Source organism: Bacteroidota bacterium (assembly GCA_008933805.1).
Classification (GTDB): domain Bacteria; phylum Bacteroidota; class Bacteroidia; order UBA8524; family UBA8524; genus SB11.
This window is the reverse complement of record WBUH01000010.1, coordinates 125,813-151,821: the sequence shown is the minus strand read 5'-3', so window position 1 is coordinate 151,821 and position 26,009 is coordinate 125,813. Positions and strand designations below refer to the sequence as shown.

Annotated in this window: 25 protein-coding genes and 1 riboswitch; of the genes, 10 read left to right on the top strand and 15 right to left on the bottom strand. The window is 43.6% G+C overall.

Features of this window, described 5'->3' with window-relative positions; all coding sequences use genetic code 11:
• Nucleotides 1-7: 7 nt before the first annotated feature.
• The 5 genes from clsB to F9K23_11335 all read right to left on the bottom strand — a co-directional run bounded on the left by clsB (nt 8) and on the right by F9K23_11335 (nt 4,259).
• Entirely contained in the window at nt 8-1,198 is a 1,191-nt protein-coding gene (gene clsB, locus F9K23_11355; GenBank protein KAB2915436.1) for a cardiolipin synthase ClsB, read from the bottom strand.
• 122 nt (nt 1,199-1,320) lie between these two features.
• A complete protein-coding gene (locus F9K23_11350) occupies nt 1,321-2,097 on the bottom strand; it encodes an enoyl-CoA hydratase (protein KAB2915435.1) in 777 nt (258 codons plus the stop codon).
• Between the two features lie 125 nt (nt 2,098-2,222).
• Entirely contained in the window at nt 2,223-2,951 is a 729-nt protein-coding gene (locus F9K23_11345) for a ZIP family metal transporter (GenBank protein KAB2915434.1), read from the bottom strand.
• Nucleotides 2,948-3,520, bottom strand: a complete 573-nt coding sequence (locus tag F9K23_11340; GenBank protein ID KAB2915433.1) for a phosphatase PAP2 family protein — start codon at nt 3,518-3,520, stop codon at nt 2,948-2,950. Before F9K23_11340 ends, F9K23_11345 begins: the two co-directional genes overlap by 4 nt.
• A 4-nt stretch (nt 3,521-3,524) precedes the next feature.
• The gene (locus F9K23_11335) at nt 3,525-4,259 is read right to left on the bottom strand and encodes a class I SAM-dependent methyltransferase (protein ID KAB2915432.1); all 735 of its coding nucleotides are present in this window, start codon (nt 4,257-4,259) and stop codon (nt 3,525-3,527) included.
• Here F9K23_11335 and F9K23_11330 point away from each other — a divergent pair.
• Entirely contained in the window at nt 4,143-4,763 is a 621-nt protein-coding gene (locus tag F9K23_11330; GenBank protein KAB2915431.1) for a helix-turn-helix transcriptional regulator, read from the top strand. The genes F9K23_11335 and F9K23_11330 overlap by 117 nt on opposite strands.
• Before the next feature lie 64 nt (nt 4,764-4,827).
• Nucleotides 4,828-5,247, top strand: a complete 420-nt coding sequence (locus F9K23_11325; protein KAB2915430.1) for a VOC family protein — start codon at nt 4,828-4,830, stop codon at nt 5,245-5,247.
• Nucleotides 5,248-5,326: 79 nt separating this feature from the next.
• On the opposite strand, the gene F9K23_11320 is transcribed toward F9K23_11325, so the two are convergent.
• From F9K23_11320 to secA, 3 genes are read right to left on the bottom strand one after another with little or no spacing between them, the layout of a single operon-like run.
• Complete coding sequence (locus F9K23_11320) at nt 5,327-5,743, bottom strand: SPOR domain-containing protein (protein ID KAB2915429.1); 417 nt, start codon at nt 5,741-5,743, stop codon at nt 5,327-5,329.
• Nucleotides 5,740-6,396 (bottom strand): deoxyribose-phosphate aldolase, encoded by a 657-nt coding sequence (gene deoC, locus F9K23_11315; protein KAB2915428.1) that lies wholly within the window; start codon nt 6,394-6,396, stop codon nt 5,740-5,742. The genes F9K23_11320 and deoC overlap by 4 nt, the downstream gene beginning before the upstream one ends.
• A gap of 36 nt (nt 6,397-6,432) precedes the next feature.
• Nucleotides 6,433-9,750, bottom strand: coding sequence for a preprotein translocase subunit SecA (gene secA, locus F9K23_11310; GenBank protein KAB2915427.1), 3,318 nt, complete (start codon nt 9,748-9,750; stop codon nt 6,433-6,435).
• A gap of 187 nt (nt 9,751-9,937) precedes the next feature.
• Here secA and purD point away from each other — a divergent pair, with 187 nt between their 5' ends.
• The gene (gene purD / locus F9K23_11305) at nt 9,938-11,239 is read left to right on the top strand and encodes a phosphoribosylamine--glycine ligase (GenBank protein ID KAB2915426.1); all 1,302 of its coding nucleotides are present in this window, start codon (nt 9,938-9,940) and stop codon (nt 11,237-11,239) included.
• 12 nt (nt 11,240-11,251) lie between these two features.
• A complete protein-coding gene (locus tag F9K23_11300; GenBank protein KAB2915425.1) occupies nt 11,252-11,857 on the top strand; it encodes a DUF502 domain-containing protein in 606 nt (201 codons plus the stop codon).
• A 90-nt stretch (nt 11,858-11,947) separates the two neighbouring features.
• Here F9K23_11300 and F9K23_11295 read toward each other — a convergent pair whose 3' ends face one another.
• Nucleotides 11,948-12,589 carry a YiiX family permuted papain-like enzyme gene (locus tag F9K23_11295; protein KAB2915424.1) on the bottom strand — a complete coding sequence of 214 codons (642 nt, stop codon included), beginning with the start codon at nt 12,587-12,589 and terminating at the stop codon, nt 11,948-11,950.
• 41 nt (nt 12,590-12,630) lie between these two features.
• Nucleotides 12,631-13,218, bottom strand: coding sequence for a DNA-3-methyladenine glycosylase (locus tag F9K23_11290; protein ID KAB2915423.1), 588 nt, complete (start codon nt 13,216-13,218; stop codon nt 12,631-12,633).
• Between the two features lie 102 nt (nt 13,219-13,320).
• Here F9K23_11290 and F9K23_11285 point away from each other — a divergent pair, with 102 nt between their 5' ends.
• From F9K23_11285 to F9K23_11265, 5 genes are all read left to right on the top strand, one after another.
• Nucleotides 13,321-14,829: a F0F1 ATP synthase subunit beta gene (locus tag F9K23_11285; GenBank protein KAB2915422.1), complete on the top strand. Its 1,509-nt coding sequence runs from the start codon at nt 13,321-13,323 to the stop codon at nt 14,827-14,829.
• A 32-nt stretch (nt 14,830-14,861) separates the two neighbouring features.
• Nucleotides 14,862-15,092 carry an ATP synthase F1 subunit epsilon gene (gene atpC / locus F9K23_11280; protein ID KAB2915421.1) on the top strand — a complete coding sequence of 77 codons (231 nt, stop codon included), beginning with the start codon at nt 14,862-14,864 and terminating at the stop codon, nt 15,090-15,092.
• Between the two features lie 315 nt (nt 15,093-15,407).
• Complete coding sequence (locus F9K23_11275; protein KAB2915420.1) at nt 15,408-18,053, top strand: valine--tRNA ligase; 2,646 nt, start codon at nt 15,408-15,410, stop codon at nt 18,051-18,053.
• Nucleotides 18,054-18,063: 10 nt separating this feature from the next.
• Nucleotides 18,064-18,846, top strand: coding sequence for an outer membrane beta-barrel protein (locus F9K23_11270; protein KAB2915419.1), 783 nt, complete (start codon nt 18,064-18,066; stop codon nt 18,844-18,846).
• A 402-nt stretch (nt 18,847-19,248) separates the two neighbouring features.
• A riboswitch (TPP riboswitch) is annotated at nt 19,249-19,411 on the top strand.
• Nucleotides 19,399-21,945 (top strand): TonB-dependent receptor, encoded by a 2,547-nt coding sequence (locus F9K23_11265; protein KAB2915418.1) that lies wholly within the window; start codon nt 19,399-19,401, stop codon nt 21,943-21,945. It overlaps the preceding riboswitch by 13 nt.
• A gap of 118 nt (nt 21,946-22,063) precedes the next feature.
• Here the strand turns inward: F9K23_11265 and F9K23_11260 are convergent, their stop codons facing one another.
• Genes F9K23_11260 through F9K23_11240 form a run of 5 tightly spaced genes read right to left on the bottom strand, consistent with a single transcriptional unit; the run spans nt 22,064 to nt 25,051 of the window.
• The gene (locus F9K23_11260; protein ID KAB2915417.1) at nt 22,064-22,630 is read right to left on the bottom strand and encodes a peptide deformylase; all 567 of its coding nucleotides are present in this window, start codon (nt 22,628-22,630) and stop codon (nt 22,064-22,066) included.
• Nucleotides 22,627-23,040 (bottom strand): Holliday junction resolvase RuvX, encoded by a 414-nt coding sequence (gene ruvX, locus F9K23_11255; protein KAB2915416.1) that lies wholly within the window; start codon nt 23,038-23,040, stop codon nt 22,627-22,629. The genes F9K23_11260 and ruvX overlap by 4 nt, the downstream gene beginning before the upstream one ends.
• Before the next feature lies 1 nt (nt 23,041).
• Nucleotides 23,042-23,431: an energy transducer TonB gene (locus tag F9K23_11250; GenBank protein KAB2915415.1), complete on the bottom strand. Its 390-nt coding sequence runs from the start codon at nt 23,429-23,431 to the stop codon at nt 23,042-23,044.
• The gene (locus F9K23_11245; protein ID KAB2915414.1) at nt 23,428-23,856 is read right to left on the bottom strand and encodes an energy transducer TonB; all 429 of its coding nucleotides are present in this window, start codon (nt 23,854-23,856) and stop codon (nt 23,428-23,430) included. Before F9K23_11245 ends, F9K23_11250 begins: the two co-directional genes overlap by 4 nt.
• A gap of 1 nt (nt 23,857) precedes the next feature.
• The gene (locus F9K23_11240) at nt 23,858-25,051 is read right to left on the bottom strand and encodes a GHKL domain-containing protein (GenBank protein KAB2915413.1); all 1,194 of its coding nucleotides are present in this window, start codon (nt 25,049-25,051) and stop codon (nt 23,858-23,860) included.
• Between the two features lie 112 nt (nt 25,052-25,163).
• On the opposite strand from F9K23_11240, the gene F9K23_11235 reads away from it, so the two are divergent.
• Nucleotides 25,164-25,910: a cyclase family protein gene (locus F9K23_11235; GenBank protein ID KAB2915412.1), complete on the top strand. Its 747-nt coding sequence runs from the start codon at nt 25,164-25,166 to the stop codon at nt 25,908-25,910.
• Nucleotides 25,911-26,009: the final 99 nt, after the last annotated feature.

Here is a 26,009-nt window from a genome sequence, read left to right as displayed (position 1 = left end):
CGGTAATTTAAGCGTACCTGTTTTTGTTAAATAAACGTTGACCGGGGAATGTTGTAAGCAGTCCTTCGGAAAGGCGTATTAATACATACGATGCCCACAGAGAAAACTTCTTAAGCGGGTTCAGGGTATGTAGTGCAGGGCTCACTACCTTCACACACTGTTGTTTAAGCATCGTATTAAGGTGGTTGCTGAAACGGGTGCAAAAGGCATCGTCTATCACGCTGATATCAAACTCAATACTTGCATAGGCACTTAAAAAGTTAAGGTTATAAGAGCCTATCGCACACCATTTGCCGTCTATACAGGCAATTTTTGCGTGCAATACGCTGGGCTGCCACTCGTATATTTCAATCTTGTTGCGCAACAAATAGCCATACAGGTATTCAATCGCCTTTTTAGCAAAAGGCACATCGGATGTGCCTGCCAGCAGTATCTTTACTTTTACACCCCGTTTGGCTGCATTTTTAAGTGCTTTTCTAAAACGGCTGCCGGGCAAAAAATAGCTGTTGGCTATAATCACCTCTTTTTTTGCAGCATTAATGGCTTTTATATAGGCACGGGCTATTTGGTTTTTGCCGCGCAACCAATCGTTTTGCAGCAGTTGGATGTGTTGTTTGTGGTCGGGTGGGGTATGTCTTTCAAACAGCCTGAAACGGCGAGTTTTTGGTATATACCATTGTGTGAAGATTTGCCTGCACACTTTAAAAATATCCTTGCAAACAGGCCCTTCTACCAGCAGAGCATAATCCAGCCACGGGGTTTTTCCGTCCATGCCCGAATAGTGGTTAGAGATATTTATCCCGCCTACCAAGGCCATACAGCGGTCAATCACTACAATTTTGTGATGCAGGCGACGTCCCCAAGCCCATTTCCGACCTGTATATACTGTGCCGAAAATGCGGAGTTTTACTCCTGCTGCTGTTAATTGGTTGGCAAGTCCACCTATGTGTTTAGAGCCGTAAGCATCTACCACAAGGTATATCGAAACACCTTTTTGGGCGGCCTTTATTAGTGCGGCGGTGATTCGTTTGCCCGTTTCGTCGTTATCAAAAATGTAGGTTTGGAAGTGTATTTCGTGTTCGGCGTGAGCAATCAGCTTTTCAAGTCGAGCAAAATAATCCTCACCGCCGTGCACCAGCTTCACGCCATAGGCATCGTGCACTTTTCCTTTGGTTTTATATGGTGATGGTGTTATGATGCGCTAATTTAAGTGCCCTTTGCAAATTGTGCAGGTTATTTTTAATGTATTCCTGCTACAAAGTAAAAAAGGCGCTAAAGCACCCGTAGTGTTTTAACGCCTTTATACTATAAAATCTTGGGTTATCTGCCTTTAAAATCAGGTTTGCGTTTTTCAACAAAGGCAGCCATGCCTTCTTTTTGGTCTTCGGTAGCAAACAGCATATAAAAGTTTTTACGCTCAAAATACAAGCCTTCGGTAAGGTTGCTCTCGTATGATTTAAGCACGCTTTCTTTTGCCATTTGTACTGCAATAGGCGATTTATCGGCAATGTCTTTAGCCAGTTTCACGGCTTCTTCCAAATATACTTCCACAGGTACTATTTTATTGATTAAACCGGCTTGCAAAGCACGTTCGGCACTGATAAAATTACCGGTAAGTACCATTTCCATGGCAAGGGCTTTACCAACAGCGCGCGGTAAACGTTGTGTACCACCTGCGCCGGGCATTACCCCTATTTTAATTTCGGGTTGGCCAAACTGCGCCGTTTCTGATGCCACTACCATATCGCAGTGCATTACCAACTCGCAGCCGCCACCCAATGCAAACCCTGATACGGCAGCAATAATGGGCTTTTTGGTGCGTTTTATCTGGTCCCAAGTGCTAAACTGGTCAATTTTAAGCATATCGACAGCGGTTTTGTCGCTCATTTGCTTAATATCGGCACCTGCGGCAAAAGCACGCTCGTTGCCTGTGATGATAATCACCCGCACCTCATCGTCGTTGTCCAGTTCTTTCAAAGCATCGCGCACTTCGCCCATCAGTTGAAGGTTAAGTGCATTCAGTTCTTTTGGCCTGTTCAGGCGAATAAGGGCAATGTGTTGGTCGTAGCGGGGTTCAACTATTATAAATTCAGTCATGGTTTGGTTATCGGTTATTTGTTATTGGGTTATTTGTATGCCTGCCCGCCCTTCGACAAGCTCAGGATGGCAACTCTGCAATTATCGTAACTTAAAACTTAAATCGGAAGACTGAAAACTGATTTTTAATGGTGTACCAGCAGGTTTAGCAAGCCTACCACAATACCGATAAGTATAGCGGTTAGTTTCATACGGTTGAAGCGGTGGTTTTCGCTGCTTTCAAACAAGATGGTGGTTGAGATGTGTAAGAATGAACCGATTACCAATGCAAGTATGTAGTGCAAAGATTCTTCGTTCAGTCCGTCGAACTGGCTGCCTACTAATGCACCGATAAGCGACATAGAAGCATACAGTACCATTAACGGAAATACTATTTTATTGTTGAGGTGATTGGCGCGGAGTACGCTTACCAATACAAACGCAGCGGGAACTTCGTGCAGGGCAATACCAGTTATCATAGCAGTACCGAACCCGGCATTGTGGTAGGCACCTGTGCCAATGGGTATACCCTCTATAAAACTATGGATGCTGAGAGCAGCAATCAACGAAACGGGTATGCGGTGGCTGTGTTTTTTCTCGTCGGGGTGGTAGTGGCCGTGGTCGGCTCCTTTGGTAAAAAAGTCAAGAAACACTTGTAGTAAGAAGCCTGCCAATACAAACATTCCGGCAAACTCGCTGTCGTGCCCGCTAAAAACGTGGGGCATCAGCACCAGTATACTCAACGATAACAGAAACGAGCCGCTAAATGCCAGCAACAATTTGGTAAATGATTCTTTTCCCCTGTTAAGGAAAAAACCCATTATACCGCCTGTAAAAGGGGCTGCAAAAAGTGCTGCGTACCAGTAGAAACTCATGCTTGTATATCTTTCAGGGTTTTTGTTAGCAAACGGTAGGCCAACCAGCCCAGCAAGCTGCCCACCAATGCTCCTGTGAGAACATCAAGCGGGTAGTGTTTGCCAACATATACTTGGGCATAAGCCACTGAAGCTGCCCACAATAGCAGTGCGAAGGTAGCCCAACGGAAACGTTTTTTTAACAGTAACAAAAAAAACACAGCCATGGCAAAGTGGTTGGTTGCATGGGCCGAAAAGTAGCCATATTGACCGCCACAGCCTACCCGTTCAGTCATTTTGCCTTTTAAGGTAATTTCGTGGCAGGGGCGTGGCCGTTTAGTAGTCTGTTTAACCGTATCGGCCAAAACGCTGTTACCTACCACAATCATGACAACGGTAATTGCTAAAATGTAAAGGGTGTTTTTTAGGCGGTAGGTTTTGTAAAAGTAAGCTATCAGAAGAATGTACAGGGGTAGCCAAATCCATTTTTCGCGCAACAACGGCATCAAAAAATCAAAAAAGGCATTGCTGCCGGTTTTGTTTATCAGCAAAAACAATTGGGTGTCCCACTGTATCAGTTGTTCAAGCACGCGTTTAGGCAGGTTTTTGTACTGCGAATATAAGCCTGTCTGACTGTTGGTTGTCAAAATCACCTAAACGGTAATCGCCAAAAATATTCAACACATTAAAATCAGTTTTGGCAAACAGCTTTTCAAAATCAGCTTTGTTGCTGGCATCCACCTTTTCTTTATACCTGTGCTCTTCGCCATCGGCAAAAAAGGTGATGGTTTTAATTATTCTGCCGTTTTCAATTTTTTTGGTGATGGTAAACTCAATCCCCTCAACGGTTTTGGTTTCTTGTGGTTTTAATGTGGGAAGTATTTTATCGGCGTTAAAATAATCCAGCACCAAACGTCCGCCCGGCTTTAATGCCTCAAACACAGTATGTAGGGCTTTCAGATTATCACTACGGTCTTCAAAATACCCGAAACTGGTAAACAGATTAAGCGCAATGTCGTATTCTTCAAGGGCGCAATGCTCACGCATATCGGCCACAAAAAAGTGCAGGGTAGGGTTTTGGTGCAGGTTGGCTTCGGCAATGCTTTGGGGGCTTATATCAATACCGGTAACATCGTACCCTTTATTGTTTAAATAAATGCTGTGCCTGCCTTTGCCGCAAGCCACATCCAAGAATTTAGCTCCTTCTGAAGGCTGAAGAAAATCTACCAAACGGTCGATAAAATATTGCGCCTCATTATCATCTCTGTTTTTATACAAAATGTGATAATAAGGCGTATTAAACCAGTCTTTAAACCACTCACTGTCCATTGGGGTGCAAAGGTAACAGTTTTCAAACGGGTTTATAAGCAAATAGCTTTTGGGTCACTGCACAGGTGTTTGTATTTTTACCGTGTGGAATTGAACAAGCGTATTGTAAACACCAAGCTGTTTATCGACAAGCATTTTGCATTGCCTGTTGATTTGGATACCCTATCGGCAGAGGCTTGCGTATCTAAATTCCATTTTATTCGTACGTTTAAAAAATCGTATAACCGTACCCCGCACCAATACCTTACACAAAAGCGTATTGATAAAGCAAAAGAATTGCTTTGTAAGCCTAAATACTCAATAAATACTGTATGCCAACGCGTTGGTTTTGAAAGCCAGCAAACCTTTGCCCAGAAATTTAAACAACATACAGGGCATACCCCAACCCAGTACAGGCGAATGTGTATTGTACTGCAAAATGTTGTGAAAACTGCCCCCGCACGGGTGATACCTTTTTGTTTTTTAAGTAAACTGGGGCCGGAAGGTATTTTGGATGAGATATAGCAATTTTGAATAAAACGGGTATTTACCGGCGGAGTACTTTTGTCGCATAACAACTAATAATACTATGATTACTAAATTATCACATGCTACTATTTATGTGCTGAATCAAGACAGCGCCTATGATTTTTACGTAAACAAGCTTGGATTTGAAGTGAGAACTGATGCCCGTCTTGGCGACAGTTTCCGTTGGCTGACTGTGGGGCCAAAAGACCAGCCCGATGTTGAGTTGATTTTGGCTGCCGTAGAACCCGGGATGATGTTTGATGCCGATACAGCTGCTAAACTAAGAATGCTGATTGCTGATGGAAAATTGGGATTCGGGGTGTTTAATACGCACGATTGCCATGCAACTTATGAAGAACTAAAGGCAAAAGGGGTGAAGTTTTTACAGGCACCTAAAGAGCAACCCTATGCACTTGAGGCTGTTTTTTGTGACGACTCAGGTAATTGGTTTAGTTTATCACAGAAGTATAGTGATAAGTAAAGGCGGAAGATTTTTAAAACAAAAGCCTGCTGTACTTAATACGGCAGGCTTTTATTATTTTTAAACGAAGTTTCGCGTTTTAGTAGCAAGGCTCAACCGGTGGCGGGTTGATTTTATCCTCGATTAAAATAAGAGTTGGAAAATCATGGGTGAGTTTAAACAGCAACGCCTGGGCATCCAGCTTGGTTTTGTAATCGCCCACACGTACTTTGAAGTAGGGCGAATCAAACGTAAGGTACACGGGGCAGTTGGGATACATATTGCTGAACTTTTCTTTAGCCAGCTTGGCATCGTTGCGTTTTTGCGAAACGATAATTTGTATGCGAAACCCTTTGCTTAAACTGTCGTTTACGTTTTCTTGCCTGCGTTGCTCAATGTATTCATTTACCTTTTCGTCCACATTAATGGTTACTTTGCCCTTTGTAGTGTCTTGAGCAAAGGTGGCAATAAGGCCTGTGGCTAAAATGGCAAAAAGGGTGCAGGCAAGTTTTTTCATTTTACGTCTAATAATTTTAAACCGTGTGATGAACCTATACGGGCAGCTCCTGCTTCTATAATCTTGACGGCTTGCTCGCGGTTGCGTATTCCGCCCGAGGCTTTAATCAAGGTTTTATCAGGTAGCAAGCTGCGAAGCATTGCTACGGTTTCAGGAGTGATACCACCGGGCAACATACCGCTTGATGTTTTCACAAAATCGGCACTATTGGCAACGGCTATTTCACAAAGTTTTACAATTTCTTCGGTAGTTAGCAAGCCGGTTTCAAAAATCAGCTTAGCTTTTTTGTTTTGCAGATGGCAAGCAGTTACCATACTGCTAATGTCGTTTTCAACAGCATTATAGTCGCCCGATTTAACAGCAGCAATGTTTACCACTGCATCTATCTCATCGGCACCATCGCGCAATGCCTGTTTCACTTCTTCAACCTTTGCCGATGTACGTCCGTAGCCAAAAGGAAACCCTACAACCGTAATTACTTTTACAGGGGCTTTGGCCTCGTTTATTACTTTCCGTGCAGTGCTTACAAAAAACGGGGGGATACACACGCCAAACATATTGTGTTGTATAGCCTGTGTGCAAATCTTAATCACTTCATCACGACTGGTATCGGGTTTCAGTCGCGTGTATTCAATACATGCCGATAAATCCATAATGTCCTGCGCTACGCTTGCTCCTTTTTTAGTCTGTTATTCGTTAATGCCATGACAGTTTTTAAACTTCTTGCCGCTACCGCAAGGGCAAGGGTCGTTACGACCTACTTTCAACTCAGCTTTGATGGGAGTTTGGGGCACACGCTCTTCTTGTGGAGGAGGAACGGGTGAGCCATCGCTTGTTGCTGCCGCGGCCACTTCTTGCGGACGGCGGGTTTGCAAGCGGCTCATATCAGTACGTTTTGGGGCTTGTGCCTCGCGTACGTTTTCAGCTTCTTGGGTAGCTATTTGTCCTTTAAATAGTATTGATAATATGTCTTTAGAAAGACGTGTAATCATGTTTCTGAACAGATTAAACGACTCTAATTTATATACCAACAAGGGGTCTTTTTGTTCAAATACAGCGTTTTGGGCGGCTTGTTTCAAATCGTCCATTTCACGCAAATGTTCTTTCCACTCTTCGTCTATCAAAGCAAGGGTGGCCATTTTTTCAAAAGCGGTAACCATTTCACGGCCTTGTGTTTCGTAGGCGCGTTTCAGGTTCACCAATATTTGCAAGGCTTTTACACCATCGGTAATTGGCACTGCAATATTGCCCACGCTTTGGCCGCGGGTTTCGTACACTTCTTTAATTACGGGCATTGCCACATCAATAAAGAATTTTGATTTGCGCTCGTAATGCTCGGTAAGCTCCATAAACAAACGCTCGGTTAGTTTTTGGGCTTTTTGCTCTAACAACTCTTGGCGGGTGATAGCAGTTTCGTGGGCAAACAAACGGATAAGTTCCATTTGCATACCTTCAAAATCCGACTCTGCTTGGTAGGTGCCTATGATGTCCTCAGCAGAATCGTATATCATGTTGTTGATGTCCAGCTTCACTTTATCGCCAAATAGTGCGTTGCGGCGGCGGGTATAAATTACCTCGCGCTGACTGTTCATCACATCATCATATTCAAGCAAACGCTTACGGATACCAAAGTTGTTTTGTTCTACTTTTTTCTGTGCCGACTCGATTGATTTTGAAATCATCGAGTGTTGGATATTGTCGCCTTCTTTGTGCCCAAACCTGTCCATTACACTGGCAATACGGTGTGAGGCAAACAGACGCATCAAATCGTCTTCTAGTGAGATAAAGAATTGTGATGAACCGGGGTCACCCTGACGACCTGCACGACCGCGTAACTGACGGTCAACCCTGCGTGATTCGTGCCTTTCGGTACCCACAATGGCCAAACCGCCTGCTTCTTTCACACCTTCGCCCAGTTTTATATCCGTACCACGACCCGCCATGTTGGTAGCAATGGTAACAGTACCTGCACGTCCTGCTTCTTGTACAATATCCGCTTCACGCTGGTGTTGTTTAGCGTTTAGCACGTTGTGCTTGATTTTGCGCAGGGTAAGCATTTTTGATAAAAGCTCTGAAACATCCACCGAAGTGGTACCCACCAATACGGGGCGACCAGCTTGGGTTAGCTGTACAATTTCATCAATAACGGCGTTGTATTTCTCGCGTTTGGTTTTATAGATAAGGTCGTTGTCGTCCTTACGGATTGCGGTGCGGTTGGTAGGCACTACCACTACATCCAGTTTGTAAATTTCCCAGAACTCACCTGCTTCGGTCTCAGCCGTACCGGTCATACCCGCTAATTTGTGGTACATACGGAAGTAATTTTGCAGGGTAACGGTAGCAAAGGTTTGTGTAGCAGCCTCAACTTTTACGTTCTCTTTGGCTTCTATTGCTTGGTGCAAACCATCGCTGTAGCGGCGTCCGTCAAGTACACGGCCTGTTTGCTCATCTACAATTTTAATTTTACCGCCATCAATAATGTATTCTACGTCGCGCTCAAACATACAGTATGCTTTAAGCAACTGATTGATTGAGTGGATGCGCTCAGACTTGATTGAGTAATCGCGCATCAACGATTCTTTGCGGCGTATTTTTTCATCAGCATCGGTAACGGTGCGTTCAATTTCGGCAATCTCACTGCCCACATCAGGCATAATGAAAAATTCTTTGTCTTCACCTGCACCGGTAATCAATTCAATACCTTTTTCAGTAAGGTCGATGCTGTTGGTTTTTTCGTCAATTACAAAATACAACTCTGCATCTACCTTGGGCATTTCTTTTTGCTGGTCTTGCAGGTAGTAGTTTTCGGTTTTTTGAAGCAATTGCTTCATTCCCTGCTCACCCAAAAACTTAATCAAGGCTTTGTTTTTAGGCAAACCGCGTTGGCAACGCAACAATAGCAAACCACCTTCTTTTTCGTTGTTTTCGGCAATCAGTTTTTTTGCATCTGCAAGGGCAGTATTCAGGTATCGGCGTTGAGTTTCTACCAGTTTTTCAATACGTGGTTTAAGGAATAAAAACTCTTGTTGGTCGCCTTTTGGCACCGGGCCTGATATAATCAACGGAGTACGCGCATCATCAATCAACACGCTATCCACCTCATCCACCATTGCATAATGGTGTTTGCGTTGCACAAGGTCTTCAATATCATGCGCCATGTTATCGCGCAGGTAGTCAAAACCAAATTCGTTGTTGGTGCCGTAGGTAATATCCGCCATATACGCATTGCGGCGTTGTGGCGAGTTGGGTTGGTAGTAATCAATACAATCTACCCTTAATCCGTGAAACTCAAACAATGGAGCATTCCACTCACAGTCACGACGGGCAAGGTAATCGTTCACCGTTACAATGTGTACCCCTTGTCCTGAAAGTCCGTTTAGGTAAGCAGGCAACGTTGATACCAGCGTTTTACCTTCACCGGTAGCCATCTCGGCAATTTTACCGCTGTGTAATACCATACCGCCTATCAGCTGCACATCGTAGTGCACCATGTTCCATGTAACGGTATTTCCGGCAGCTTCCCAAGTGTTGCTGTAATAAGCTTTGTTACCGTCAATACGCACATTGCCTTTGCGGGCAGCAAGGTCGCGGTCGTTATCAGTAGCGGTTACTTCAAGTTCGGTGTTATCGGTATAGCGGCGGGCGGTTTCTTTTACTACTGCAAAGGCTTCGGGCAATATTTGCTTCAAAATCTTTTCAAGTTCCTCGTCGCGTTTCTTTTTAAGTTTATCAATCTCATTAAAAATACCTTCGGTATCTTCAATGTTCAATTCGCCGCCTTCAGCACGTAGTCTCAATTCGGCAATTTCAGCATCAACCTCTTTCAGAAAATCGGCAATGCGGTTTTTAAATTCTATGGTTTTGCCCCTTAGTTCATCGTTGCTAAGGCCTTTATACTGTTCAAAATAGCGGTTGATCTCATCCACTAAAGGTTTCATCTCTTTGATGTCTTTTTCAGACTTGTCTCCGAAAATTTTTGAGATGCCTTTTATTATCGAGTTTATCATTTATAAAGTTGTTTTTTCAAATCAAGTGGGCAAAAATAATACATTTCCGCTTGGGGCGGAATGGTTTATGTGTTTGCACTTATAGTGCCAAACAATTTTAAACGGTTTTTATACTGTTGGGTTGCAACATACTTTTGGCGGATATTAATTTTTAGCCAACTTTGCACACGGATTTTTATACGTAAGAATGGATAGTACTAAGCATAGAATTTTGTTACTGGGCAATGGCGGACGCGAAAGTGCGTATGCTTGGAAAATGGCACAAAGCCCGTTGTGTGCTAAGTTATTTATAGCCCCCGGTAATGCGGGCACTGAGCAATACGGAACCAATGTGAATATTGCGGTTGATGATTTTGATAAAATTGGGAAGTTTTGTGTTGATAATAATATAACGCTTTTGGTGCCCGGTGGCGAAGACCCCCTGGTGAAAGGCGTTTCGGATTATTTTTCTAACAACCCTGAGTTGAGGCATATACCTGTTTTTGGTCCATCAAAAGAAGGAGCCCAGCTAGAGGGAAGCAAAGATTTTTCTAAACAATTTATGGCGCGTCATTTAATTCCTACGGCGGCTTATAAAACGTTTACAAAAGATACGTTGAATGATGCATTTGACTTTTTAAAGACATTGCAACCTCCTTTTGTTTTGAAGGCTGACGGCTTGGCAGCAGGCAAAGGGGTTGTGATACCCGACAATTTGGCCGATGCAGAAGCTGAACTGACAGAAATGCTGCAAAATGCAAAGTTTGGCGATGCCAGCTCGCGAGTGGTGATTGAGGAGTTTTTGAAAGGAATTGAATTATCGGTGTTTGTGGTAACGGATGGTGAGAATTATATTTTACTACCCGAAGCTAAAGATTATAAACGCATTGGGGAGGGTGATACAGGGCCTAACACGGGTGGTATGGGAGCAGTTTCTCCGGTGCCGTTTGCGGATAATGTGTTTATGAATAAGGTGCGCGAACGTATTGTGGAGCCTACCGTAAAAGGATTGAAGGCTGAGGGGATAGATTATAAAGGAATTATTTTTATAGGGCTGATGAGTGTGGCAGGTGAGCCTTATGTGATTGAATACAATTGCCGAATGGGCGACCCTGAAACCGAAGTGGTTTTCCCACGTTTGCAAACTGATTTGGTACAGGTGATGAATGCCGTGGCAACCGGTACGCTAAATACCATTACCCCGCAAATTAATCCCCAAACGGCTACGGCGGTAATGCTGGTTTCAGCAGGTTACCCGAATAGTTACGAAAAAGGTAAAATCATTACCGGTATCGAAAATGTTGAGGATGTATTGGTATTGCAGGCGGGTACTAAAACCGATAACGGACAAGTGGTGAGCAACGGCGGACGTGTGATTGCGTTAACAGCTTTTGGTAGTGATATTAACGAAGCTGTTTCAAAATCATTGGCGGCCGCTGAGGTGATACAATTTGAGAATAAATTTTACCGCCGCGATATAGGCAAAGATTTGTTGCAAGGGCAGGCATAATTAAGCCCATAAATGGAATTTAAATACTCAAAAAACTTTTTGAAACTGGCAGCCAGCAAAGTGCTGAAGTACTTTTTGCGGGGGATATTGATTATCCTTCCCGTGGGGGGTACGGTATGGCTGGTGATACAAATGGTGCGCTGGTTGGATCATTTGCTTGATTTTAACGTGCCCGGTGTAGGTATTGCCGTAATATTGGTGGGCGTAACGTTGATTGGGTTTGTGGGTTCAGGACTGTTACTGCGACCAATTCTTGATATTATTGATGACCTGCTTGAAAAAGTACCCGGTGTAAAGGTAATTTATACCTCGATAAAAGACTTTTTAGAAGCCTTTGTGGGGGATAAACGCAAGTTTAAAGAGCCTGTGGCTGTGCAAATGGGCGACGGTATTTATAAAATGGGTTTTGTAACGCACAAAGATTTAAGCATCATTGGGTTTGAAGGTTTTGTATCGGTGTATTTTCCGCACAGCTATAATTTTTCGGGCAATGTATTTATTGTAAATGCCGATAAAGTAAAATCGATTGATGCCAACTCTTCCGAAGTAATGAAGTTTATTGTTACGGGCGGTGTTACCGAAATTGGTGAAGCTGCAAAAACAGAAGGCGAGAGTTAGATTTTCAACCTGTGGCACTGATGGGAATCTTGCCTACGGGCATAAGGCTTCCTGCCTAAATAGTTTCAGGGTTAGAAGAAGGTACTTTATTTATCTCACTGTCTCCAGCAATTCGCTTTCAAAAATTGCCGCGGGAGAAATTACCTTTTCATCGTAAGGGATATTTTTTCCAAAACGTTCTTCAAGTTTGGCTTTTACAATGGGGTGGGTTAGATTAAACTCTTTTAGCTTTTGCAGTTTACCAACTTCAAGCCCCAACGCACGGTTATATATCTTCCATACCAGCTCGCTGCAATAAATTAAACTATCGTTCCAGCCGAAGTAAGGGTCATACGGTGTTGTCTTGTATTTATTCCCCTCTGCTTTAAAAAGCTTTAGAGTGCTATCGTTAAAATATGAGTTCCTGTTTTTAAGTCGCTTAACACGATACTCCCCACCGGTGCGGTTAATAAAGTCTGCATACGGGGTTAGTCCCACAGGACCGTTTGCCTCCAGTACATACAAGTCTGTTCCTTTTATGTATAAAACTCCGCAATGGTTATATTTTGAACCTGTAGCTAATTGGATGGCCTTACCCTGTCCTCCCTCGCTGCTTTGAAAGAGGATATCTCCTTCTACCAAAACAATTTTGTTTGGCGGGGTTTTAGTGTTTGAGGGCTTTGTTCTGCCAATCAGCCATACCCCTGATGTAAGAAGCACGAGAACGAGCGTAGCAATTGTGTATCGTTTCATATTTTAATAGTACAACGGTAATTTACTTAGCAAAGTATTATTTATATGATAATCTTTTCAGCCAAAAACCTGTAGGGTAATTTAGCATCTTCGCCGGCATAATCAACCCCTATGCGTGGGGTAATTTTTACAGTCTCGTTTGCAATGGTAATGCCTGCGTCTTCAATCCAAACGGTATCTCCAGTCAAATCAAAACCGTTGTGCAGGGTTTTTATACCCAGCGCCTCGCTCATAGTGCCGGGGCCTGTACTCAAGGTTTTATCAATCTTCTTTTTTCTGCGGCGTTCCAGTATTGTTTCAAGTCCCTTTAAAGGTTGTATGTTGCGGATTAAAACCGCGTGCGGCACCTCCTTTACGTTAGTTACCACATTAAACAAATGGTGTATGCCATAGCACAAATACACATAGCTAATGCCTCCTGCGGCATACATCGTTTCTGTGCGGTTGGTACGGCGGCCACCGTAAGCATGGCTGGCACGGTCAACCACCCCCGCATAGGCTTCGGTTTCAGTAATAATTCCGCTGGTTATCGTACTGTTTATATTGGTTATAAGCTCTTTACCTATCAAATCGCGGGCAATTTGCAATACATCTTCGCGCAGGTAAAAATCAGGGGTAAGTTTTTTCAATCGTCTATAAGAAGTTTAAACAAATATCGTTACGAAGTTTTTTTTAAGTAATAAAATGATACCTTTGCGCCCGAAAAAAACAAGAGATTAAGTTCCTCAAATATGTCAAATATAGGTAAAGTAGCACAGGTTATCGGTCCGGTAGTGGACGTAAGTTTTACCGGCGATAACGCACAACTCCCCAAAATTTATGATGCCTTGCACATTAGCCGTGGCAATGGAAACACATTGGTATTAGAAGTGCAACAGCACCTTGGCGAAAACATGGTACGTACCATTGCGATGGATAGTACCGATGGTTTGACCCGTGGTATGGATGCTGTGCATACCGGCAACCCTATCAGCGTTCCTACAGGCGAAGCCGTACGCGGTCGTTTGTTGAATGTGGTGGGTGAAAGTATTGACGGTTTGTTGCCTATCCAAAAAACAGGCGAACGCTCAATTCACCAAAAAGCTCCCCGTTTTGAGGATCTTTCAACCGCTACCGAGCCTTTGTTTACAGGTATTAAGGTTATCGACCTTTTAGAGCCTTACGCAAAGGGTGGTAAAATCGGTTTGTTTGGTGGTGCGGGTGTAGGTAAAACCGTATTGATTCAGGAATTGATTAACAACATTGCGAAAGCACACGACGGTTTCTCAGTATTTGCTGGCGTAGGTGAGCGTACCCGTGAAGGTAACGACTTGTTGCGTGAGATGATTGAAGCAGGTATTGTGAAATACGGTGAAGCTTTTATGCACGATATGGAAGAAGGCGGATGGTCTGTAGATAAAGTGGGTGCTAAAGATTTGGAAGAATCAAAAGCAACCTTCGTTTTCGGACAGATGAACGAACCTCCTGGGGCACGTGCCCGTGTGGCACTAACCGGTTTGTCAATCGCAGAATATTTCCGCGATGGTGATGAAAAATCAGGAGGTCGTGATATCCTTTTCTTCGTAGATAACATTTTCCGTTTTACTCAGGCAGGTTCTGAGGTATCGGCTCTTTTGGGTCGTATGCCATCAGCGGTGGGTTACCAACCTACACTTGCTTCTGAGATGGGTGCGATGCAAGAGCGTATTACTTCAACCAAACGCGGTTCTATTACCTCTGTGCAAGCGGTATATGTACCTGCGGATGACTTGACTGACCCTGCTCCTGCAACAACATTTGCCCACTTGGATGCTACAACGGTATTGAGCCGTAAAATTGCCGAGTTGGGTATTTACCCAGCGGTTGACCCTCTAGATTCTACTTCACGTATTCTTTCTCCTGATATTTTGGGCGAAGCACACTACGGTTGCGCTCAACGTGTGAAAATGTTGTTGCAACGCTACAAAGAATTGCAAGATATTATCGCAATTTTGGGTATGGACGAATTGAGCGAAGACGATAAACTAGTAGTACACCGCGCTCGTCGTGTACAACGTTTCTTGTCTCAACCTTTCTTCGTAGCTGCTCAGTTTACAGGTTTAGAAGGTGTGTTGGTTGATATTAACGATACCATTAAAGGCTTTAACATGATTATGGATGGTGAAGTTGACCAATATCCTGAAGCTGCCTTTAACTTGGTGGGTACTATTGAGCAAGCGATAGCTAAAGGTGAAAAACTATTGGCTGACGCCCGCGCTTAATTGTAAAAGTTGTACCGATAAATAGTTAAACCATGCAATTAGAAATCATCACCCCCGATAAGGTATTATACAGCGGCACAGTGAGCCGTGTGAAAGTACCCGGAAGCAAAGGCTCGTTTGAGGTGCTTAATAACCACGCCGCCATTATCAGCAGTTTAAATGCAGGTAAAGTGCGTGTGGTGGATGCTGAAGGTACCCACAGCTTTGATATTAACGGTGGGATTATTGAGGTACTTGAAAACAAAGTGATAGTACTTACTTAATAAAGATTAACCGACTAATTTATACAAAGCCGCCTGTTTACAGGCGGCTTTTTTGTTTTGTATGACAGGTTAAAACCTGTCGCTTTTGTAATTACCTTCCGGCAAGGGACTTAAGTCCCTTGCCGGAAGGTAATTGTAACAAGATGGGGTTTCAACCCCATCTAAAAAGAACCCTTGCGCAAGAAGCGGCTTTATGCGCGCCGAAATGTTTATCTAGCTTCGGCAGGTATAAAACCTGCCGCTATTGAGAAAACTCCATTGTGAGAACAACGGGTTTAACACCCGTCGCTAAAAATCCGTATTTTCGCGGTTCGTATGCAACTTTCAAAAACATATAACCCCGCAGAAGTAGAAGACAAATGGTATAAATACTGGATGGACAAAGGCTATTTTAAAGCCGATGCCCGTTCACCAAAACCTAAGTACAGTGTGGTCATTCCCCCGCCCAACGTAACGGGTGTGTTGCACATGGGGCACATGCTAAACAATACCATACAGGATATTCTTACCCGCCGTGCGCGCATGATGGGCAAAGAAGCTGTGTGGGTGCCCGGTACCGACCATGCCAGTATTGCTACGGAAGCTAAGGTGGTAAAAATGCTGAAAGAGCAAGGCATTAACAAAGCTGAAATAGGCCGTGAGAAGTTTTTGGAACACGCTTGGGAGTGGAAAGAAAAATACGGCGGAATAATACTTGAACAGCTAAAGAAACTAGGCGCCAGTTGTGATTGGGACCGTACCCGATTTACGATGGAGCCCGTGATGAGCGATGCCGTAATTAATGTATTTGTTGATTTGTATGAGAAGGGACTTATCTACCGCGGTGAGCGGATGGTAAACTGGGACCCTTCGGCAAAAACCTCGGTAAGTGATGAAGAGGTAATCCACAAAGACGTTCAATCGAAATTATTTTACATCAATTATAAAATTGCGGGTGAAGATGGTTACTTAACCATTGCTACCACCCGTCCCGAAACCTTGTTGGGTGACACTGCTGTTTGCGTGAACCCTAACGACGAACGATATGCTCATTTGAAAGGCAAAAAGGTAATTGTGCCCGTGGTGAACCGCGAAGTACCTGTAATTTTTGATGAGTACGTTGATATTGAGTTTGGTACCGGTTGCTTAAAGGTAACCCCTGCCCACGATATTAATGACTTTGAACTGGGCAAAAAGCACAAGCTTGATACCATTGATATTTTTAACGAAGACGGTACTATAGCTTCGATAGCAGGATATTATGTAGGCATGGATAGGTTTGCAGTGCGCAAGCAGATTGTGAAAGACCTTGAAGAAGCCGGACAGATAAATAAGATTGAAGACATTAAAAACAGCGTAGGTTACAGCGAGCGTACCGATGCTGTGATTGAACCCCGCCTAAGCAAGCAGTGGTTTGTGGATATGAAGAAATTCATTGAAAAGAACCCAAAAGTATTGCAGGCGGTAATGGACGATGAAATTAAGTTTCACCCTGCCAAATTTAAAAATACCTACCGCCACTGGGTAGAGAATATCCGTGAGTGGTGCATATCGCGCCAGTTGTGGTGGGGTCAGCGTATACCTGCATGGTATGATGAGGCAGGCAACTATGTGGTTGCCGCCACCCACGATGAAGCCCTCGATAAATATAAATCCCAATATCCAACATCTGACATCCAACATCTGAAACAAGACGAAGACGTTGTGGATACTTGGTTCTCATCATGGTTGTGGCCTATCAGCGTGTTTGACGGGTTTGAAGACCCTAATAACGATGATATAAAAGCTTTTTATCCAACTGACGATTTAGTTACCGCGCCCGAGATTATTTTCTTCTGGGTGTTGCGTATGATAATGGCGGGCTACGAATACAGGAGCGAAAAACCGTTTAAGAACGTATATTTTACAGGGATTGTTCGCGACAAGCAAGGCCGCAAAATGAGCAAGCAATTGGGCAACTCACCCGACCCGCTTGATTTAATTGCCCAATACGGTGCCGATGGTGTGCGTATGGGCATGCTGCTTTCATCGTCGGCGGGCAATGATGTAATGTTCGATATTAGCCAAGTGGAGCAAGGCCGTAATTTTTGTAACAAAATATGGAATGCTTACCGTTTGGTAAAAGGTTGGGAAGTGGTAGAAGACAGTGCGGTGGATGCAGAGATTGTAGCAGCTAACCAATTAGCATCGAAATGGCTTACCTACAAGCTTAACGAAGGCTTAAAGGATATAGAGGACAAGTTTAAAGAATATCGCCTTAGCGAGGCTCTAATGGCTGTTTACAAGCTGGTGTGGGACGACTACTGTGCCTGGTATCTTGAAATGGTGAAGCCTGAATACGGCAAACCCATTAACCGCGGTGCTTTTGATGCTACTATTGCCCATTTCTCAGAATTACTGAAAATCGTTCATCCGTTTATGCCCTTTATCACTGAGGAGCTTTACCACGATTTGAACGACGGTAATCCGGCCAAACCCATCATTGTTGAAGATTACCCTACTGTGAAAGAAGGCGTTGAAGCCATTTCATCGCTTGCAATAGACTTTATTACCGAAATGCGCAACCTGCGCAGCAGCAAGGGAATGTCGCATAAAGACGAACTGAAAACGGCTTTAGTATGTGAAAACGATACCACCGCTGCCGCTTACCGCAGTTTTGAATACATTATCCGCAAGCTGGCCAATGTTTCGCAGTTGGAGTTTTTAACCGAAAAACCCCAAGGAGCGTTGCAACTGTTGGTTAAAAACGATGCGTTGTACGTATTTTTAGAAGAGAGTATTGACCCTGTTGCAGAGCGTGCTAAAATTGCAGAAGAAATAAGCTACCTGCAAGGTTTCCTTAAATCGGTAGATGCCAAACTGAGTAACGAAAAGTTTGTAGCAAATGCCAAAGGGGATATTGTGGAACGCGAACGCCAGAAAAAAGCAGATGCCGAAGCAAAACTGAGGCTGCTAAATGACAACTTAGCGGCTCTTAACTAAAAACGAACCTATGAGAAAATGTATCCTGCTTGCTGTATCGCTTTTTGCTGTTGTGGCTGCCTTTGCGCAAACCCAGCACAAATACAATTACATAGCAGCTACCTTTCAGCCGCAATACACGTTTCGGTTTTCGAATAGTAAGTCGGTGAAGCGCAACGATTCATTGTCAACTTCAGAGAAAAACCGTTTAGGGTATTCTGTGTTCTTGCAATACCAAAAAGAGTTGGGCAAAAACACTACGTTGCAAATCGGGCTTCAATACACCAATACAGGGTTTGTGAAGGTAGTGGGCAACTTGCTGCCCAAAACGGTTATTCATCCTGATTTAGAACCGCTGGATCAAACCATTTTAACCATTCCTTCGCCAACGGCTGAGTTGAATTACGTGTTTGATTACTTGGATATCCCTGCGTTATTAAACCGTCGTGTGTACTTCAACCAAAAGAAATCAAAGCACTGGGAGTTTTTTGTGAGCTACGGGGCATCGTTGAATTTTCTGCTGCAAGACCGTGTTGCTGTGCGACTAAAGGGTTTTACAATTGATAACGACCGCTCGTTTAATCTTAAAAACACTTACCTGCGACCCAATTTTGCCAATATTAGCGGAATGCTGGGTTTTAGGGGTAACTATAATTATTCAAACAAGTTGGGCTTTATCACTCAGCCTATGCTTACCGTGCCCTTGTTTAATACTACTTCGGGCGATTTAAAATACCGTTTACTTTCAGTAGGGGTAAATGTTGGTTTCTTCTACAACCTTGATGTAAAAGGGGAGGAAGAGGTGATAGAGTAAGCTTCTCTTTTACATTTGCCTGAATATAAAATTCAGTTCTTTTGAGTATAACGTCCCGAATGGTTTAAAACCATTCGGGACGAACCATTTTACAAGAGGCGGGCTTTATGCCCGTCGGTATAACAAGTAAAATCAGTATAATTTCAATTGATTTATTGGGGGCAGGTTCATTTATAATTTTCTGCCAATTACTCTTCATCGGACATAGTTCTTTGAAAGCTGTAACCACCCTTTATACAACCCAAACCCGCAAACCCTTGGGCAGTGCGTAACAAAAATAACACGGTAACCGTGTAACTAAGTAACACCGTAACTTGAAGAAACACATTTACAGTGGGGTATGGGCACTATGTTAAAATTGTGTAAGCACTCTGGGATTTTTTGTGTTGCTTTGCACCGACGATGAGTCTTTAGGGGTGCCGAAGGCAGTTCCAAGTTTCAGGTTGTATGTTTAAAGTCCTTCTTAAAACATAAAACTTAAAACCAAAAACTTCTACGGCTGAGATCATACCCTTTGAACCTGAACGGGATAATGCCTGCGAAGGGAATAAGATGGGTTTAACAATTTTAAGGCGCAGGGCTGCCCCTGCCATGTGCTGTTGTTTAACCAAAATATTCATCAAACAAATGTTTCGTTTCATTCTGGCCTTTTTCGGGGCCTTTGTTCTCACCACAGGGCTTATTGCCCAAACAACACTTACCGGTTATGTTTACCAAGCAAACGACGGCCAACCGCTAGCCAACGTGTATTTGCAGTTGAAGGTAGACGATGTGGCCCGCCAATCGGCAACCACCAACAAAATCGGACAATTTACCATTGCCGGCGTTAAACCCGGAACTTACACCCTTGTGGCTAGTCTTACCGGCTACCAAACACAGCAAATGCTGCTTACTGTATCGGCTGCCGACCCTTCGCAACCCCTTGTTTTTAACTTAGAAGAACAGGTGGTAGAAAGTGAGGCGGTAGTAGTAGAGGCTTTTAGGGCTTCGGCTAAAACGCCCATTACCCTCAGTTCGCTAAAAACGGCTGATATTGAGGCGAGGTATGTAGGGCATGACATCCCCGCTTTGATTATCGCCACGCCCTCTGTTAATTCATATTCTGATGCCGGAAACGGCATGGGGTATTCGGGTTTCAGGTTGCGCGGTATCGACCAAACTCGTATTAATATGACCATTAACGGGGTGCCTGTGAACGATGCTGAAACGCAAGGATTTTACACCAACAACTTTAGTGATTTGGCCAGCAGCGCATCTGAAATTCAAATTCAGCGCGGGGTAGGTACCAGCAGCAACGGTACTGCGGCATTGGGCGGCTCGCTTAATGTGGTTACCAAAAACCTTGACGAAAGTCCTTCGTTTTCATTGCACAGCGGTTTCGGATCGTTCAACTCTATGAGGAATACGGTGGAATACCAAACAGGACGTTTAGCCAATGGTAAGGTGGCGTTTTACGGTCGCTTGTCGGATTTACGTTCAGACGGTTACCGCGAGCATTCGCAAAGCCACAATCAGTCCTATTTTTTGAGCGGCGGGTTGTTTGGCAAACGCTCGTTGTTAAAATTCAATGCGTGGGGCGGTATTTCGCAATCTCAACTGTCATATGCCGCGATAGATAAGGCCACGCTTGAGAAAAACCGCAGGGCTAACCCTCTAACTCCCGAAGAAAGGGATGAGTTTCGCCAACGGTTTTACCAGTTGCAATACACTTATCATATTTCGTCGAAGTTGAATGCATCTGCATCGGCGTATTATGTGAAGGGCGATGCTCCGTATTTTGATTATTTGTGGTACGGTGCTCCGCTTTCATACCTCAACGCCCCTTCAGACACTATTGTTCGCAACGGCGATACGGTGACTACTACCGATTTTGTAGCCCGCTACCGATTAGACCAAGAGTTTACAGGTGGTTTCGCCTCGCTTAATTACACAGCTAAAAAACTGAATGTGAGTGTGGGTGTTCACGCCAATAAGTTTGTGAGCAGGCACTTTAACCAAGTAGCTTGGGCGCAAACCTTGCCTGCGGGCGTAACCCCCGGCCATGTGTGGTACTCAAACACGGGCACTAAGCAAGAAATGAGCGCTTTTGTAAAGGCGGCTTATACAGTAGGGGAGAAGCTTACTTTTTTTGCCGATGTGCAAGCACGCCGAGCAAGCTGGAAGTACAAGGTTGACAAAATGGAATACCTGTTTACCGAGTATAATGTAGAGCCAATGGAGTGGTTGTTTATCAACCCTAAAGTAGGAGTGAGCTACCAACTGGATAAAAACATAGGTTTTTATTTGAATGCAGGGATGACCGGGCGTGAACCCACCCGCAGCGATTACTTGCGCGACGACCTTGCCTGGCGCGATATTAAACAGGACGATTTGAAGCCTGAAACCGTTACCGATATTGAGTTGGGTACCAAGATTTCAACCAAAAACCTGTGGGTGAACGCTAACGTGTATTACATGGCGTTTAACAACCAAATTGCCAATACAGGGTTACTAAACCAATTTGGCTCGCCCATTACCCAAAACACAGGTAGCGGCACCCGTGCCGGTATTGAGATTGATGGTATGCTTGTTATTGATAAGCGTTGGGCTATTACCCATGCTTCAAGCTTTAGCAGCAACAGCATCAATAGCTTTACCCAGTATTACAGCATTACCGATGAAAACGGCAACCCAGTAGGTAGCGGCAATGATGGGGTTACCTTCAAAAATATCAACCCTGCGTTTAGTCCTGCGGTGATTATTAACCAAGGGGTAAAATACAGCCCGCTACCGTTTTTAAGTATTGAGCTGAATGGTCGCTATGTAGGCAAGCAATACTTGGATAATACCGAGACCGAAAGCCTTTCGTTGCCTTCGTTTTTTGTAGGTGATGCAGTGCTTGGTATAAAACTTGACCAATGGACAGGTATGGGTGAGCAAACCCTTAGCGTACGTGTAAACAACTTTAGCAATACGTTATACAGTCCATCGGGTGCTTTGGGCGGTTGGGGCAACAGTATGGTGCAGGATGCCAACGGCAATCGCACGGTTACCACGCCCGCAGCATATTACCCTGCGGCAACTACCAACTTTTTTGTAACGCTTGCTATGAAGTTTTAAGGGAAACAAAAGGGTTGACACCCAATTACTGCTATAATTAAACACGAAGCGGGACGTCAGTCCCGCTTCGTGTTTATATAAATTGAAAAGGATTTTTAATCCTTTAGAGATAATCAAATTACTTTTTGATGGGATACTTCATGCGGTAGTCGGTATGAACGCGACCCGCGCTAATGTCGTTCAGTTTGCCTTTCAGCAAACGGCGGCGCAAGGGGCTAATGTGGTCGATAAATAGTTTGCCGTCAGTATGGTCGTGCTCGTGTTGGATAATACGGGCAATAATGCCGTCAAACTCCTCTTCGTGAAGGTTAAAATCTTCATCCCTGTACTCGATTTTTATTTTCGAGTGGCGGTTAACCTTCTCGCGGATGGTAGGGATGCTTAGGCAACCTTCTTCAAAATCCCATTTTTTGCCTTCTTCATCCAATATGTAGGCATTAATAAAGGTGCGTTTAAATTCTTTTTTAGCGTCCCCTTCTTCATCTTCAAACATAGGAGCCGCATCCACCACAAACAGGCGAATGGGCAATCCTATTTGGGGGGCGGCCAAGCCTACACCGCTGCTTGCATACATGGTTTCGTACATGTTGGCAATCAGTTCCTTCAAATTAGGGTAATCAGGGGTTATGTCCTCGGCTTCCTTCCTCAATACGGGGTCGCCGTAGGCAATTACTGGTAAAATCATCGTACAGTCTCTAAATAATCCTGCAAAATTAATACAGCACTCACAGTATCCAACAATTCTTTGTTTTGGCGGTCTTTTTTCTTCACTCCGCTATCTATTAAAGAGCGGGAGGCAATTTTAGAAGTAAACCGTTCATCGTAGCGAACCACGGGCATCGTAGGAAAATTCTTCTTTACGGCATTTAAAAATGCCTGTATATGCCTTTCTGATTCAGAAGCACTGCCGTCCATTTGCTTGGGTAGGCCCACCACAAAAGTTTCCACGTTGTTTTGCGTGCAATATTCTTTCAGGTAGTTAATCACATCCTTCGCGTGCACAGTACCCAGCGAGGTAGCAATAATTTTCAACTCGTCGGTAACCGCCAGTCCCACCCGCTTGGTGCCGTAATCTATGGCTATAATGCGTGGCAAATTATTTCAATTTAAATTTAATTGGTAATAACATCTTAACTCGCACTTTCTTGCCCCTTTGTTCCCCCGGTTTCCATTTCATCAGCTTTACTACTCTGATAGCCTCTTTTGAGCAATCTTCGTCAAAACTTTTATAAGCTGTCACATTACTAACGTTGCCGTCCTTCTCAACGACAAACTGAATAATTACAGTGCCTTGCTTATTATTTTCAATAGCAAGCGGAGGATAAACAATATTTTGGGCGATGAACTTTTGTCTCGCTTCATCTCCACCCGGATATTCAGGCATTACTTCAACTATCTCAAAAACAGGTTCTTCTGTTTTTGTTGTTTTGCAAGCGCAAAGACCAATAATGGCAAATAATACTATAATTTTATAAGGCTTTATCATAATCTAAATTTAATTGGCATAGAAATTCTCACTCGCACTTTATTCCCCTTTTGTTTTCCGGGAACCCATTTCATTAATGAAACTACTCTTGCAGCTTCCTTACCGCATTCTTCATCAAAAGTTTTTGTAACAACAATATTACTTGTTGAGCTATCGGTTTCCACTATAAATGTAACATATACAGTCCCCATCAAGCTGTTTTTTTTGGCATTTTCAGGATATACAAGGTTGTTATTGATAAACTCAATTCTTGCGGCATCTCCACCTGGATAATGCGTAGGAATCTCATCAGAGGTAGTATCGATATATGTATATTGTTGCGGGGTACTTTTTGTTGTTTCCAGAGTTTCTTTTTTTACAACAGCAGACGAAGCACAGCCTGCTGCCACTATACAGGCTATAAGTATAATTATCAGTGGGTTCATTTTATTTATTCAAAACAATTCTAAAAACAGTACCAACGCCTACTACACTGGCTTTTACAAAGATATTGCCTTTGTGGTAATCTTGAATGATACGTTTCACCAGCGATAGCCCCAAACCCCAGCCGCGCTTTTTGGTTGTGAAGCCGGGTTTAAAAACCGTTTTAAATTGCGAGGAAGGGATGCCTTTGCCCGTATCCCGCACATCGATAATTATTTTTTTGCGGGTTTCTGTAATCATAAAATCTATTTTTCCTTGTCCTTCCATCGCATCAATAGCATTTTTACATAGGTTTTCAACCACCCACTCAAACAACGGAATATTTACCTGTGCCGTAGGATGCGTTAGTCGTGAGGCGTCAATGGTAAAGGCTACTTTGCTTGACACACGGTTTTTTAAGTAGCCCACAGCTTTTTCAAGTACCTGCTCAATATTTTCGGGTTTTAGTTCCGGTTCTGAGCCAATTTTCGAGAAACGTTCGGTTACCAATTCCAATCGTTTTACATCGTGCTCCATTTCAGTAATCAGCTCACTGTCAATATTGCCTTCCGATGCTCTAAAAAGGTCAATCCAAGCCAGCAACGAGGATATCGGCGTGCCCAATTGGTGTGCGGTTTCTTTTGCCAGCCCCACCCATACGCGGTTTTGCTCGCTTCGGCGTGATGCGTTGAAAGCAAAATACGATACCAGCAAAAACAAGCTTATAAGCGTCATTTGGTAGATGGGAAAGTATTGCAACTGACTAAGCAGCGTAGAGTTTTCGTAATAAATATAGTTTTTAGCTTGGTCAGAAATGTTGATGATGATAGTGTCATTGTTCTCAAGCTTCATCTCTTCCAGCTTTTTGTATTGGTATTTCGAGTCGGTAGCCAGCTTATTCGAGTCGAGGTTCACAAACGTCATAATGTTTTCCTCTTGGTCAAGCATGATAGCCGGGATAGTGGTGTTCTTCTTCACTACATTAATACAAAACGTATTTGCATCACTGATAAATTTATCAATGGCTTCGTCCTCGCCCTCATAACTCACCGAGTTCACAAGCAGGTTAGTAGCATGGGCCCAAATTTCCATATTACGCTTTTCCTGTTCGGCCAGTTTACTGGCAAGGGTTTGTGTGTACAACAACGAGAAAAGGGCTATACAAATGGCAAACAGCAATAACAGCAGTTTCCACACACGTTTTACTTTATATTCCATACAAAACTCTACACAATATTAACCATTTTTAAACGCTCGCAGGGCAGGCTGTTATTGCATAAAGGTTTTTGCTTGGGTTTTTGATGTATTGCCATTACTTTGCTCCCGTATTATGATACTAAAAACTGTTGTTGGTGGCGCAGAAGTTTCTTTTGATACCCAAAAGGGTATAGAGCTTACTTTGGCTGTGTTGCAAGGGCCTGATACCGTAAATGCTTTTTATATCCCCGATGCAGTGATAACACCACTGGTTGCAGGAGGATTTGTAGGGTCAACCGCTATGGGTGGTGCATGTAATTGTGAGAACATCACCTTCAACGCACACGGAAATGGTACTCACACTGAGTGTGTAGGGCATATCAGTAAAGAGCGCGTTGCTTTGCACGAGTGTTTAAAAGAGTTTTTGTTTGATGCCGAGTTGGTATCAATTACCCCCGATAGGTTGCCCGACGGCGATTTTATCATTACTGCTGAACTATTGGCAGCGGCTGTGAAACACGATGCCAAAGCCCTTATTATCCGCACATTGCCTAATGGAACGGATAAAAAAGTAAAAAGGTACAGCGGAACTAATCCTATTTACTTAAGCAAAGAAGCTGCCGATTGGATTAGAGAACGCGGTATTGAACATTTGCTGGTGGATATGCCATCGGTGGATAGGGAAGAGGATGGTGGAGCACTGGCTGCCCATCATGCGTTTTGGAATTACCCGCAGGCAACCCGAATGAATTGCACCATTACTGAATTGATATACGTGCCCGATGCTGTTGCCAACGGCCAATACCTGCTTACCATAGCTGCGGGTGCTTTTGATAGTGATGCCAGCCCTTCGCGCATTGTAATTTATCAAGCCATTTAACTGCGCGGTTAACATTGTCCCGCAAAAAAGGCGTTTTATCCAAAAAGTAACCGTTTATAGTATCCTACCCTTACTTTTGTTTAACTATAACTGAAAAAG